Here is a 14226-nt window from a genome sequence, read left to right on the forward strand (position 1 = left end):
CACCCCCACAGCGCCGCCAGCGTCAGCGCCAGCAGCAGCCCCTCCGTCATGGGGCGCATCGCCGTGGCGCCGCACGGCAGGACGTAGAAGAGAGCCTGCCCGGTGAGCGCGACCACCGGGGCCGCGCCCAGCCTCCGCAGCACCAGGAACGCCAGGACGCCCCCGGCCGCCGCCACGAGCACGCTCGTCAGCCAGACGCCCCACGTCACCCCGAACACCGTGACGAACGGCACCAGCAGCGCGGGATACCCGGGCCGCGCCTCGAAGATCCGCATGAACCGCTCGGACGAGAACGGCACGGTGTGCCCGTCCGTCTGCCCGGCCCGCAGCCGCTTGTCCACGTCCCGCCACAGCGAGTCCCGGCACTGCTCGGCGACCCGCGCGGACGTGTCCGGTGCCCGGAAGCGCACCACGTCCACGCTCTGCTTCCGCCGCGCGATGGACGTCTCGCCCGCGCACACCCAGTCGATGGCGGCGCCCGCCGCCTCACGCTTGTCGTCACCGCGCAGACCGAGCGCGTACGACAGGTAGTTCCTGCTGTCGGGCGTGTCCCGGCCGGTGACGTTGGCGAGCTGGAGAAGCGCGAAGACGGCGGCCAGGACCAGCACCCAGGCGCGCGGCCTCACGGGGACGCCAGGAGGTCCGCGGTCGGCATCGCACGCGGCGAGGGCACCTCCCGCTCGCCCAGGAACCGTGCGCGCCGTGCCGCGGCCGACGGCACCGGGTGGCGCTCGGCGAGGGGCACGAAGGGCGGCAGCCCGCCGGTCTCGCCCAGCACCACCCGCCGGACGACCCGCTCGGCGGCGCGCCCGTCGTCGTACGGGCAGAAGCGCTCCCGGAACGCGGCCCGCAACTGGGTGGAGCGCGAGCCGCGCCAGTGGCCGCTGGCGAAGATGTCGATCAGCTCGTCCTCGCTGCGCGCGACCGCGCCCGGAGGGAAGGAGCGCAGGTCGAAATAGGTGCCGCGGGCCGCCTCGTACACCTCCCAGTCAGCCGCGTGGATCACGATGGGCCGGTCCAGGTTGGCGTAGTCGAACATCAGGGACGAGTAGTCGGTGACCAGCGCGTCCGAGGCCAGGCAGAGGTGCTCGACGTTCGGGTGGCCGGTCGCGTCGATGATCCGGCCGCCGGGGGACTCGACCAGCGGGGCGCCGTCCGCGTGGTGGGCGCGGGTCAGCAGCACGAAGCGCGGGCCGAGCCGGCGCAGCACGCGCTCCAGGTCGAGGGTCGTGCGCCGGGCGCGCCGGTAGTCGCGGTGCGTGGGCGCGTACAGGAGGGCGATCGCGCCCTCGGGGATGCCCAGCGAGGCGCGCAGCCGGTCCACGTCCAGCGACGTGGCGCGCTGGAACACGTCGTTGCGCGGCTGCCCGTACTCCAGCGTCTCGTACCCGGCGGGGAAGACCCGCTCCCAGACCAGCGTGGAGTGGCGGTTGCCGGACAGCACGTAGTCCCACTGGTCGGCGCCGCTCAACTGCCGGGCGAAGTCCGTGCGGCCGACGGCGGCCGGGCGGTCCTGGAGGTCGAGGCCCATGTGCCCCAGCGGGGTGCCGGCCTGCGTCTGCACCAGCACCTGGCCCCCTCGCCGCACCAGCCGGGAGTCGAAGTCGGTGTTGGCGACCAGGTACTTGGAGCGGGCCAGCGCTGTCCAGTACGCGAACGACCCGGGCGTCACCCGGCGGGTGGCCGTCGGGAGCGTGTGGTGGTGCTCGGGACGGGCGGCCCACGCGGTGCGCATACGAGGGGCGAGAGAACGGAACGCGTCCTCCAGCGCGGCCGGGTTGCACTCGTAGCCGCGCCCCCCGTGGGAGGAGAACAACGCGCGGTCGTCGCGCAGCGGGAGCAGACGCTGCATGCGGTAGTGCACGCGGAGCGCGGCTCGCCAACTCCCGTGCGCCAGCAGGGAGACGAACCGGCCCGTGCGCCGCAGCACCCGCAACCCCACCGACAGCACCCGGTACGCGCGGTGGCTGCCCAGCCGGACCAGCGCGTGCCGCGCCCGGTTGCCGCGGCGCACCGGACCGCCGGGCGCCTGGTACCGGGCGTAGTGGGCGCGGGCCCGGCGGAGGAACTCGGCGCGGGTGCCCAGCGGCAGCCGGCCACGCCGGGCGTACACGGCCGCGAGGTGGTCGACCATGCGGTGGAAGAGCGCCGGACGCCAATGGGCCAGTGCGGGACGGGAGTCGAGATACGCGAAGAGCCGGTCGTACTGCTCGAAGACGTCGAAGTGGTGGCGGCTCGTCGTGCGGGTGATGCTGCCCATGCGGCGCTGGCGGTAGTGGACGCAGACCCGGTCGAGGGTGGCGATCGACTCGGCGGTCATCAGGACCGGGTAGGTCCAGGGCGTGTCCTCGTAGTAGCCGGGTGGGAAGGCGAAGCCCTCACGGTCGAGGAACTCGCGCCGGTACGCCTTGTTCCACGCCACCTTCATGACCGACAGCAGTCCGGGCCGCTCGTCGAGGCGGAAGGGTGCCGGGCCCTTCTCGGTGAGTTCGAGGGCGTGCTCGTTGCGGCGGGTCTCACCGGACCAGAAGGCGCGCGCGTAGTCGTAGACGAGGAGGTCGGGCTCGTCGGTCTCCTTGACGCGGTCGGCGATCGCCTGGAGGGCACCCGGGGTGAGGGTGTCGTCTCCGTCCAGGAAGACCACGTAGTCGCCGGTGGCGAGGCGCAGTCCGGCGTTGCGGGCGGGACCGAGGCCCCCGTTGTCCGGAAGGTGGACGGGCCGTACGCGCGGATCGCGGGCTGCGAACTCGTCGGCGATCGCGCCGCACGCGTCCGGCGAGCAGTCGTCGACGACGATCAGTTCGAGATCGGTGAAGGACTGGGACAGCACGGAATCCAGGCACTCGTGCAGGTACGCCTGAACCTCGTAAGCGGGGACGATGACACTGAACCTGGGCACAGGGGACATCCATGGGTCGGCGCGGGCATACTGCCCGGGAACGCGCCGACGGGCGTTCGGGTTACGCCGGATGTGCCATACGGGGGAAGTGGGATGAACTGGAGTGAACAGGGGGAGGGAGCGCGCCGGAATCGGCCCGCCCCCTCCGGTCGAGTGACGTAACTGCCCTACGAGCCCGTCTACTTCACCGCGCCCGCCATCACCCCGGACACGAACTGCCGCTGGAACGCGAAGAACACGGCCAGCGGGATCACCATGGAGATGAAGGCGCCCGGCGCGAGGATCTCGATGTTGCTGCCGAACTGCCGCACCTGTTGCTGCAGGGCGACCGTGAGCGGCTGCGAGCCCGAGTCGGAGAACACCAGGGCGACCAGCATGTCGTTCCACACCCACAGGAACTGGAAGATCCCCAGCGACGCGATCGCCGGCGCGCCCAGCGGCAGGACGACGGTCAGGAACAGCCGGGCCTCCCCGGCACCGTCCAGCCGCGCCGCCTCCAGCAACTCCCGGGGGATCTCCGCGAAGAAGTTGCGCAACAGGAAGATCGCGAACGGCAGTCCGAAGCCGACGTGGAACAGGATCACGCCGATGAGGTCGCCGAAGATCCCGAGGTCGCGGAAGAGCCCGGACAGCGGGATCAGTGCCACCTGCACCGGCACCACCAACAGCCCCACCACGACCAGGAACCACCAGTCGCGGCCCTTGAAGTCCATCCACGCGAACGCGTACCCGGCCATCGCGCCGACCAGGATGACCAGGAGCGTCGACGGGACCGTGATCCAGATCGTGTTGAAGAGGGAGTGGGTGATGTCGTCGTTCTCCAGCAGCGACTCGTAGCTCTTCGCCGTCAGCTGGGCGGGCGCCGAGAAGACCTTCCACCACCCGGAGGAGGCGATGTCGGTCGGCTCACGGAACGACGAGACCAGCAGGCCGAAGGTCGGCACCAGCCAGAACAGGGCCACCAGCAGCAGGAAGACGCGCAGCGCACCGCCCGCCGCACCGCTCGCCACCCGCGAGACGAGCGACCGTTTCGCGCGTACGGCGGTGTCGGGTACGGGAGTTCCGGGCGCCGGCGTGCCGGACGTGGGCGTGTCGAGAGCGGTCACCGCTGACGCTCCTTCCTCAGGCGCCGGATGTTGACCCACATCACCGGCAGGACGAGCAGCAGCAGGACGACACCGAGCGCGCTGCCGAGCCCCTCGTCGCCCCCGCCGCCGAACGACACGAGGTACAACTGCAGGGCGAGGACGTTCGCGTCGTCGTAACTGGCCTGCGGCGCGATGATGTAGACCAGGTCGAAGATCTTCATCACGTTGATCATCAGCGTGACGAGGACGACGACCAGGACCGGTGCCAGCAGCGGCACGGTGACCCTGCGGAACACCTGCCACTCGTTGGCGCCGTCCACGCGGGCCGCCTCCAGCAGGTTGCGGTCCACTCCGGCGAGACCGGCCGCGATCAGCACCATCGCGAAGCCGGCCCACATCCACACGTACGAGCCGATGATGGCCGGGGTTACGAGGGTCGGGCCGAGCCAGTCGATGCCGTCGTACTGCGCGGCGAAGTTCGAGCCGGGGAGGCGGAGTTGAGCGCCGTCCGCCTTCTCGGGCAGGGAGAACGTGCCGTCGGCGCCGCTGGTCGTGGAGGCAACGACCTTGCCGTCCTTCACCGCCTCGACCTTGACGCCCTTCAGCGCCTTCTCGCCCGCGTCGATCCTGCCCTTCTCCCCGCCGCCGCCCAGCTTGAAGTCCAGCCAGACGGTGCCGGTGACGCCGTCGCCCGTGGCTTCCTCGGCGTCCTGCGGGGTGCCGGGCAGCTTGTTGGGCGCGATGCCGACCAGGGGGAGCAGGGCCGGGGAGCCCGCCTTGACCGTACCGGTGGTCGTGAACGAGCCGCCGCCGGACGCCTTCAGATCGCTGACCTGGGCGTTCGGGCGGGCCTTCGGATACACCGAGGAGTCGGCGAACGCGTCGTGCACGGAGGTGACCACGGCGTTCGCCACGCCCTGGTTCGGGTCCGCCTCGTACACCAGCCGGAAGATGATGCCCGCGGCGAGCATCGAGATCGCCATCGGCATGAAGACGATCAGCTTGAACGCCGTTCCCCAGCGCACCCGTTCGGTGAGGACGGCGAAGATCAGGCCCAGCGCGGTGACGACCGCGGGGGCGACGGCCACCCAGATCGCCGTGTTCCGTACGGCGGTCAACGTGGAGTCGTCGGAGAAGATGTCGACGTAGTTGTCGAAGCCGACGAAGCCCGAGCCGTCCGCGTCGAACAGACTGCGCCAGACCGAGTACCCGATCGGGTAGACCACGAGCGCGCCGAGCAGCACCAGTGCGGGCAGCAGGAACAGCACCGCCACCCACAGCCGGGTGCCCGTCACGCTCTTGCGCGGTGCGACGGGGGGCGTCGGCAGCGCACCGGCGCCCCCCGTCGACTTGGCAACGGCTTCCGCCATGTCGGGGCGTCAGCCGTTCCCGTACGCCTTGGCCGCGTCCGCCTCCAGCTTGCGCTGGGCGCCCGCCACGTCCTTCGGGTTCCGCAGGAAGTCCTGCAAGTCCTTGAGCTCGCCGACACCCGCGGTGCCGCCGAACGCCGCCGGAGCCTGGTCGGACATGTCGAAGCGGAAGTCGTCACCGGCGTCGAGCAGCGCCTTGGCGATGTCGCGGGTGACGTCGTCCTTGTACGAGCCCATGTCCATCTTGTTGTTGGGGGAGAGGATGCCCCCCTGCGCCGCCCAGATGTCGGCCGCGTCCGTCGACGCCAGGAACGTCATCAGGGCCTGCGCGCCCTTGCTCTCCTTCAGGGCCACCGCCACGTCACCGCCGCTGACCACCGGGGAGTCGGCGCCGACCGCCGGGAACGGGAACACCTTGGCGTCCGTGCCCACCTTCGCCTTGGTGTCGGCGTTGATGTTCGCGGTCACGAAGTCGCCCTCGAAGACCATCGCGGCCGGGGTGTCACCGGAGAACGTCTGGATGACCGACTTCGGGAACTCCGTCCCCAGGGCGCCCTTGCGGCCGCCCGCGATCAGGTCGTCCTTGCCCCACAACTGGCCGAGGGTGGTCAGGGCCTCCTTGACGGAGGGATCCGTCCACTTGATCTTGTGCTGGGCGAGCTGGTCGTACTTCTCCGGGCCCGCCTGCGAGAGGTAGACGTTCTCGAACCAGTCGGTGAGCGTCCAGCCGTCCGCGCCGCCGATGGAGACCGCGGGGGAGCCCGCGTCGGACAGCGTCTGCGCGGTCTGCATGAACTCGTCCCAGGTCTTCGGGGGTTCGGTGATGCCCGCCGCCTCGAACGCCTCGGTGTTGTACCAGACCAGGGACTTGTTCGCGGCCTTCACATACGCCCCGTACTGCTTGCCCTTGTACGCCCCGAGGTCCTGCCACCCCTGGGAGAAGTTCTTCTTCAACTGCTCCTCGGCGGCGCTGCCCATCGGTTTGATCCAGCCCTTCTCGGCGAACTGGTGCAGCACGCCGACCTGGGGCAGGAACGCGACGTCCGGCGGCTTGCCGCCCTCGATCTTGGTACCGAGGAACGTGGAGGTGTTGTTGCCCGTCGGTACGAAGCTGACCGTCGCTCCCGTGCGCTTCTCGAACTCGTCCAGGACCTTGGTGAAGTTCTCCTGCTCCGGACCGGTCCAGACGGCCGCGACCTCCAGCTTCTGACCGTCCAGCTTGGGCAGTTGAACGGTGGCCTTGCTGCCGTCGTCGTTGCCCGTACCGCCGCCCTTGTTGCCTCCGTCGTCGTCACCGCCGCACGCGGTGAGCGAGAGGGCGAGGACGCCCGCGGCGAGGGCCGCAACGGCCTTGGCGGCTCCGGGTTTCCTGTGTGGTGACGTGTGCTTGAGCGACTTGGGTGTACGAAGAATGCTGCGCATCACTGCCCCGTTCTTCGTTCGTCATCGAACGTCCGAGCGCTGTCCCGTGGCACTGGTCTACGCCGGGTACTTGGGGGCGGCAAGAGCGCCTGCTGTGTCAACTCGGTGATCGTAATAGCGTCGTGACGTGGAACGGGGCGAGCCGTACCGCTGTCACAGGAGCGAAGGCACCTCCGTCGCCGAGACCTCGCGGGCCGCGCGGTCCAGGGCGCTGGCCAGGAGGGCCAGGTCCGTCGGGCCGTTGCCCAGCTCGCGGACCGGGCGGCGGGTCGGGGGGTCGCCCATGCGGGTCCAGTCCAGGGGGACGACCGTGGGGCGGAGCGTGGCCGTACGGGGGATGCGGCCCGTGACACGGCCGGCCTGGAAGGGAGTCGTGCGGTCGGGGGCGGGGTGACCGTCGGGCCGGTTGCTTTGGACGGTCAGTTGGCCGCGTCCCGGCGCCGGTTCGTCCGGGCCCGGCGAGGGTGACTCCAGGGTGACGTGGAGCGTGGCCGCGCGGGCGAGGTCGGTCTCCGCCGTACGCGTGCCGCCCGAGGTGGCGGCGACCAGGTGCACACCGAGGCGGGCACCCTCCCGGGCCACGGCCTCCAGGGCCCGCACGACGGAACCGGCCGCCGGGCGGCCCGGCGAGCCGAGCGGCGGGGACAGCAGCGCGTCGAGGTCGTCCACGATCACCACCAGACGGGCGAGCGGCGGGCCGGGATCGGTGCGGTCCCGGGACGCGGACGGGCGCAGGCGCAGGGTGGAACTGGGCGGTGTGTCGAGGTCGTCGGCGCCGGACGAGGTACCGGGGGAGGTACCGGACGACGTACAGGCGGAGGCGCCGGGGGAGGTGGACGACGGCGCGCCGGGCGCGCTCGCCGTGCCCCTCGGCGAGCGCTGGGCGACAACACGGCCGGACACCCCCCGCTGGGCGTGCCACGCGATGAAGTCCAGACGGCCGAGCAACTCCGCACGGCGTTTGAGCTCGGCGCTCAGGGACTGCGCGAACTCCCGCATACGGACCGGGTCGTGGGCCGCGAGATGCGTGCCGACGTGGGGCAGGTCGGTACAGACGCCCAGCCCGTCGCCCGGACGGGGGCCGTGGCCGCTGCCGCTGCCGTCCTGCCCGTCCACGAGGGCGATGCCGAGCCGGTCGGGGCGCTCGGCGGCGGCGAGCGACGCGGCGACGGAGCGCAGCAACTCCGTACGGCCACTGCCGGCCGGGCCCTCGATCAGCAGATGGGGGCCGTCGGTGGCGAGGTCCGCGCACACGGGCCCGCGTGGACCGGCGCCGAGCACGGCCCAGGCCCGCCCGCCGACCGTCTGCGTGTCGTCGGCCGCGTCCGCCCAACGCGCCATCAGGGACGCCGGGGTGGCCCGCGCCAGCCCCAACTCGTCCAGCAGCCGCGCCGACTGGGGCAACGGCGCCGACACACGCGCGTGCCGCTCACCGAGGGCGCCGTCCGACCGCAACGGCGCCAGCGCCCGCGCGAACCGCTCGGCCCACGCCCCTGAGACCGCGTCTACAGCGGCCACGATGCCGGGAGTTATCGGGCCGGAAGGGGAGGAAGGAGAAGAAGGGTAGGAAGGAGAAGAAGGGGAGGAAGGAGAAGAAGGGGAGGAAGGGGAGGGAGCACCGGCGGTGGGGTGCGCTCCGGCGGGGCGCGCGTGGCCGTCGGTGTCGGCGGGCAGGTGACCCATCAGGTTGAGGTGGGTGCGGCTCGCCTGGTCGGAGGAGCCGTGGCCCGTCGCCGCCGACGGCGCGTGGTCGGTGGCGCGCGTGGGTGTGTGGGCCGTGGGCTCCGACGCGCGCGCGTGGTGCCCCGGGGGCTCGGGGTGTGCGCTGCGCGCGGTGTCGCCCGACGGGTGGCCCGCGGACCGGGCCGGGGCGACCCGCATCAACCGCAGTGCCGTGGCGACGTCCCCGCTGAGCAGGGCGACGGCCCCGCACTCGCGGAACACGGGCGACACCTCGCACGCGGCCTCGTACGTCTCCGACACCGGCGACGCCGGCGACGCGGCCTCCGTCTCGGCGAGGCACACGACATGGATGCCCGCGACCGGTCCCTCTCCCGCCAGCCTCGTGACGGCCTTGCGCACATCGGCTCCGCCGGGGTCGCCGTCCACCAGCACCACTGTGTACGGCCCGGCGAAGGCGGCGTCCGCCGGGTCGTCGTCCCGGGCCCAGGAGGGCCGGCGCACCGGGCGCTTGCCGGGGGCGTCCTCGTCGGTGCCGCGTGTGTCGTCCGCGCCGGGTGCCCCCGTCGCACCGAGCCCGGTGTCCGCCAGGTGGTCCTCCAGGCGGCGCAGGAGCTCGTCGGTGCGCGCGGTGGCCTGGTCGCGGTCGTACGCCATGAGGAGGCGGCAGTCCTGGCCGTGCCCCGGGCGGACGTGGGGGAGCCAGCCGAGCCAGGACCAGTCGGCCGCGCGCTCCTCGGCGGGGCGGGAACGGTCCGCGCTGATCAGGACCAGCTCCAGGCTGTCGGGCGAGTGCAGCGCGGCGAGCTGTGCCACGACCGCGCGGGCCAGGCCCAGCAGCCGCGCGCGGGGCCCCGCGAGCCCCAGCGCGCCGACCTCGCGCAGCCCCGCGGTCACCGGCACCGCGGGCAGCAGCCCCGAACCGTCGGGCGCCGCCCGGTCGGCCGTGCCCAGCCGGACCGTCAGTGCCTCCGGGTGCTCCGGCTCCCGCTCCCACAGCCGCGAGCCCGGCCCGAGCGCGGTGAGTAGCAGCGCGGCGGGGTCCGGCCACTTCTCCGGGGCCTGGGCCACCGCGGCGGGGGGCTCCTGGGGGAAGTCGTCCTCATCCGTCTCGTACGGGGCGAATGCCTCGCCCGTCTCCTCGCCACGCCCGCCGGTCAGCCGTCGTGCCCAGGCGGAGAGGCCGCCGCGCTTCCTGGGCCCGCGCGGCACGTCCGTACCCCGCACGGGGGTTCCCTTGCGGGTGCCGCCCGGGCCGGGAGCACCGTCGGCCGGGGCCTGGCCGTCGGGGGTCGAGCTGCCGAGGGCCGCCGGGCTGCCGGGAACCGTCGCACGCCCGGGAGACACCGGGCTCTCACTGGCGGGGGGCGTCGAGCGGCCCGGAGACGTCGTCGTGCCGTGGCCGGTCGCCGAGCTCCCGCCGCGGGCGCCCCTGCTCTCGATCCGCGGCGCCCCGCCCTGCCCCGGTACGAGGGGCCCGCTGTCACCGTCAGCGACCACCCGCACATGCCCTTCCCCGTCGGGCGCCGTCCCCAGCGCTCCGGGGCCCGCACTGATGCCGCCGGGCGGGGCCAGCCGGAGGGCCGACTCGCCGATGCGCAGCAGCGCCCCCGGGGTGAGGGGCACCGGGCGGTCGCCCACACGGGTGCCGTCGAGTGTCGTGCCGTTGGTCGAGCCGATGTCGGCGACCGAGACACGGCCGTCCTCGGCGACCGTCACCGCGCAGTGCAGGCGGGAGACGTCCGGGTCGTCGAGGGGGACGTCCGCGTCGGCGGAGCGGCCGATCTCGATCCTGCCGCCGTGCAGGAAGTGGACGCCGCCCGCGTCCGGGCCCGCCACCACGTGCAGTCTGGGCGCCGACTCGTCCACCTCGGGTCCGGGCTCCGGGGCGCCCAGGGACAGCACGGCGCCGTCGACCAGCGGGGGCTCGCCCAGGGTGCAGCGCTGCGCGTCCAGCCGCTCCGCGCCCGCGTACAGCACGACGGCCCCGCCGCCGTGGTCCCGGCTCCGCTCCGGCTGGGCGGCGCCACCGTCCCCGCCGACCGCCGACGCGAGACCGGAGGCCACTGCGGCCAGCGCGGTCCCCGCCGGTGCCGTCACCAGCACATCGCAGGCCGTGGCACGTCCTCGCGGCTCCGAGGACGGCCCCAGCGGGTCTACGACGGTCAGCCGGATCTGCATCGCCGTCAGCGGTCCCTTCCGCGCGGGCACCCGCGGCGGGCACGGGGATGAGCCTGCCGGTCCCCACCGCAGACTTCCCCCCACCGCGCACGGGCGCATCGGCCAGTACTGAAGGCATCCTCGCACCTGCCACTGACAACGTGGGCGCCTTCGAGGGGCAAGTGATCTTGATTGGTCGGCTCTGCCCGCAAAAGTGCCTGACCAGTGGACAGCGGATGCCCACTGGATGCCCGCTTGAGATCGGTCACGTTCGCGCTCCGGCAACCAACGGCACGCCGGAGCGCGTCTTCCTGTCGAACGCGTACGGGAATGGCCGCGTACGGGAATGTCATCGAACGAGCAGGGGAACGCGTACGTACTCGCATGCGTCGCGCGCAGCCGTCCGAGTGGGGGCGTGCGGGAGAGCACAGGACGACGACACCCCGGTCCCGCGGACGGCGGCACTACAGTGGGGCGGAACACCCGAATCCCCGGCGAGACCGGTGGAATCACCAGCAGGCAAGCAACACCGACCAGGCAAGCAAGCAACAGGGAGCCCATGACGTGCGGCCGGTAGGGAGCAAGTACCTCCTGGAGGAGCCGCTTGGACGCGGCGCCACAGGCACAGTCTGGCGCGCCCGCCAGCGGGAGACCGCGGGCGCCGAGGCGGCCGTTCCCGGCAGCCCCGGCGAGACCGTGGCGATCAAGGTCCTCAAGGAGGAGCTCGCCAACGACGCGGACATCGTGATGCGGTTCCTGCGGGAGCGCTCCGTCCTGCTCCGCCTCACGCACCCGAACATCGTGCGGGTGCGGGACCTCGTGGTCGAGGGCGATCTGCTGGCCCTGGTCATGGACCTGGTCGACGGCCCGGACCTGCACCGCTACCTGCGGGAGAACGGCCCCTTCACGCCCGTCGCCGCCGCCCTGCTCACCGCCCAGATCGCCGACGCGCTCGCCGCCAGCCACGCCGACGGGGTGGTCCACCGCGACCTGAAGCCCGCGAACGTCCTGCTCCAGCAGCAGGGCGGCCAGATGCACCCGATGCTGACCGACTTCGGCATCGCGCGCCTCGCCGACTCCCCGGGCCTCACCAGGACCAGCGAGTTCGTCGGCACGCCCGCGTACGTCGCCCCCGAGGGCGCCGAGGGCCGCCCCCAGACCTCCGCCGTCGACATCTACGGCGCCGGGATCCTGCTGTACGAGCTGGTCACCGGGCGTCCCCCGTTCGGCGGCGGCTCCGCGCTCGAAGTGCTGCACCAGCACCTCAGCGCCGAGCCGCGCCGCCCGTCCACCGTCCCGGACCCGCTGTGGACGGTCATCGAGCGCTGCCTGCGCAAGAGCCCGGAGGAGCGGCCCAGCGCCGAGAACCTCGCGCGCGGGCTGCGGGTCGTCGCCGAGGGCATCGGTGTCCACGTGAACTCCGCGCAGATCGCCGCCGCCGAGGGTGTGGGCGCCCTCCTCGCCCCCGACCCGGCGCCCGCGCAGGTTCCGGGCACGCCCGAACCGTTCGGCTCCGCCGACCCCACCCAGGTCCTGCCGAACAACGCGGGCACGTACGACCCGAACGCGGCGACCAGTGTGATGCAGCACACCTCGGGCCCCGCGGGCCCCCAAGGTGCCGCCGACCCGACGGCCGTCATGCCGTCGATGCCGCCGAACCCGCCCGGCGGGCCGGGGCAGGGCGGCGGACCGGAGGACCCGCACCCCTGGCAGAACCAGCTCCGCGCGGCCCGCGACCGCAACGAACAGACACAGGTCCAGTACCTCGACCCCAGCGAGGACCCGCTGCGCCGCCGCCCGCAGCGACAGGCCGGGCGGCCGCCCCAGCAGCCGCCGCAGGGCCGGCGCCCGCAGCAGGCACCGCCCGGTCAGGACTACGGCTACCCGCAGCAGCAGCCCCAGCAGTACGCGCCCCAGCGGCAGGCGCCCCCGCCGCCCCAGCCGCAGCGGTACGCGCCGCCGCCTCCGCAGCAGCCCCAGCAGCCGGCGCCGCGCCCGCAGCGCGAGCCCCGTGAGCCCCGGCAGCCGCGTCAGCGCAGCGCCAACCCGATGCGTATCCCCGGCCTCGGCTGTCTGAAGGGGTGCCTCTTCACGATCGTCATCCTGTTCGTGGCGGGCTGGCTGGTCTGGGAGTTCAGCCCGCTCCAGGGATGGATCGGGACGACCAAGGGCTACTGGGACCAGCTCACGACCTGGGTCGGCGACATCACCGGATGGATCGAGGACGTGAGCGGGAGCGCCTCGGACTTGCGCCAGTAGCAAGCTGCCTGCTGCCCGCTGCAAGCTGCCTGCTCCCGGTCCCGGTCCCGGTCCCGGTCCCGGTCCGGGCCTCGGCCGTACTCCGGTCGGCCGAAGACACTTCCACCCCCGGGTGTCCTTTTCGCGCCGTCTTCGCGTTCGTCTTCACAATCGTCGACGTACGTCGTTTTCGTGCGCCCGCGACGCCTTGCCGGGGTTGGTGACTTGTCGACATCTGACGGGTGATTTCCGTCTCCGCGGTGAAGGTTGGCTCGCCGGACGCGTAGTTTTAGCGACAACACGCGGCCGTAGGAGCAGTTTTGGCACGGAAGATCGGGAGCCGGTACACCGCGAACCAGATTCTGGGGCGGGGCAGCGCCGGCACGGTGTGGCTGGGTGAGGGGCCGGAGGGGCCCGTCGCCATCAAGCTGCTGCGCGAGGACCTCGCCTCCGACCAGGAGCTCGTGGGGCGCTTCGTCCAGGAGCGGACGGCGCTGCTGGGTCTCGACCACCCGAACGTGGTGTCCGTGCGGGACCTCGTGGTGGACGGCAACGACCTGGCGCTCGTCATGGACCTGGTCCGCGGCACGGATCTGCGCACCCGTCTCGACCGCGAGCGGCGGATGGCACCCGAGGCGGCGGTCGCGATCGTGGCGGACGTCGCGGACGGTCTGGCGGCGGCGCACGCGGCCGGGGTGGTGCACCGGGACGTGAAGCCGGAGAACGTGCTGCTGGACATGCAGGGACCGCTGGGACCCGGCGGTGCGCATCCGGCCCTCCTCACGGACTTCGGCGTCGCGAAGCTGATCGATTCTCCACGCCGTACGCGCGCGACGAAGATCATCGGTACGCCCGACTATCTGGCCCCGGAGATCGTGGAAGGTCTGCCGCCCAGGGCCTCCGTCGACATCTACGCGCTGGCGACCGTGCTGTACGAGCTGCTGGCGGGCTTCACGCCGTTCGGTGGCGGGCACCCGGGCGCCGTACTGCGTCGCCACGTCACCGAGACGGTCGTCCCCCTCCCCGGCATCCCGGAGGAGCTGTGGCAGCTGCTCGTGCAGTGCCTGGCCAAGGCGCCGGCCTCGCGGCTGCGGGCCTCGGAGCTGGGCGCGCGGTTGCGGGAGCAGTTGCCGTCGCTGGTGGGGATGCCGCCGTTGGACGTGGACGAGCCGGATACGGAGCCGGAGGCGCACGAGGAGGAGACGGAGTCGGCCGCGCCCCGGGAGCGGGTGCGGCGGGGGGCGGTGCCCCTGGTGCCGGGGGCCAAGCCCGACTCGAACCGGGACACCCACACGTCGATGCGGGTGCCCGGGCCGGACGAGCTGGCCGGGGGTGCGCGCGGTACGGCTCGCGCGCCGCGGGCGGCGGG

7 protein-coding genes and 1 pseudogene are annotated in these 14226 nt (G+C 72.9%); 2 read left to right on the forward strand and 6 right to left on the reverse strand.

Translation table 11 applies throughout. The features are described from left to right. The 6 genes and pseudogenes from FNH08_RS26840 to FNH08_RS26865 form a co-directional block, all read right to left on the reverse strand. Nucleotides 1–626 (reverse strand): annotated as a pseudogene (locus tag FNH08_RS26840) (hypothetical protein); the annotation flags it as partial. Further along, complete coding sequence (locus FNH08_RS26845) at nt 623–2899, reverse strand: bifunctional glycosyltransferase/CDP-glycerol:glycerophosphate glycerophosphotransferase (protein ID WP_322725457.1); 2277 nt, start codon at nt 2897–2899, stop codon at nt 623–625. The pseudogene FNH08_RS26840 and the gene FNH08_RS26845, both read right to left, overlap by 4 nt. A 179-nt stretch (nt 2900–3078) precedes the next feature. Next, complete coding sequence (locus FNH08_RS26850; protein WP_322725459.1) at nt 3079–4005, reverse strand: carbohydrate ABC transporter permease; 927 nt, start codon at nt 4003–4005, stop codon at nt 3079–3081. After that, on the reverse strand, nt 4002–5357 hold the full coding sequence (locus FNH08_RS26855) for a carbohydrate ABC transporter permease (protein WP_152774103.1): 1356 nt from the start codon (nt 5355–5357) through the stop codon (nt 4002–4004). The genes FNH08_RS26850 and FNH08_RS26855 overlap by 4 nt, the downstream gene beginning before the upstream one ends. A 9-nt stretch (nt 5358–5366) precedes the next feature. Further along, nucleotides 5367–6779, reverse strand: coding sequence for an ABC transporter substrate-binding protein (locus FNH08_RS26860; RefSeq protein ID WP_152774104.1), 1413 nt, complete (start codon nt 6777–6779; stop codon nt 5367–5369). 153 nt (nt 6780–6932) lie between these two features. Further along, nucleotides 6933–10640 carry an FHA domain-containing protein gene (locus FNH08_RS26865; protein WP_152774105.1) on the reverse strand — a complete coding sequence of 1236 codons (3708 nt, stop codon included), beginning with the start codon at nt 10638–10640 and terminating at the stop codon, nt 6933–6935. Nucleotides 10641–11183: 543 nt separating this feature from the next. On the opposite strand from FNH08_RS26865, the gene FNH08_RS26870 reads away from it, so the two are divergent. Together FNH08_RS26870 and FNH08_RS26875 are read left to right on the forward strand one after the other, a co-directional pair. Then, nucleotides 11184–12878 carry a serine/threonine-protein kinase gene (locus tag FNH08_RS26870; RefSeq protein WP_322725461.1) on the forward strand — a complete coding sequence of 565 codons (1695 nt, stop codon included), beginning with the start codon at nt 11184–11186 and terminating at the stop codon, nt 12876–12878. Nucleotides 12879–13177: 299 nt separating this feature from the next. Further along, the coding region (locus tag FNH08_RS26875) for a serine/threonine-protein kinase (protein WP_152774107.1) at nt 13178–14226 on the forward strand (1049 nt) is incomplete at its 3' end.

It is taken from the genome of Streptomyces spongiae (assembly GCF_009377185.1).
Classification (GTDB): domain Bacteria; phylum Actinomycetota; class Actinomycetes; order Streptomycetales; family Streptomycetaceae; genus Streptomyces; species Streptomyces spongiae.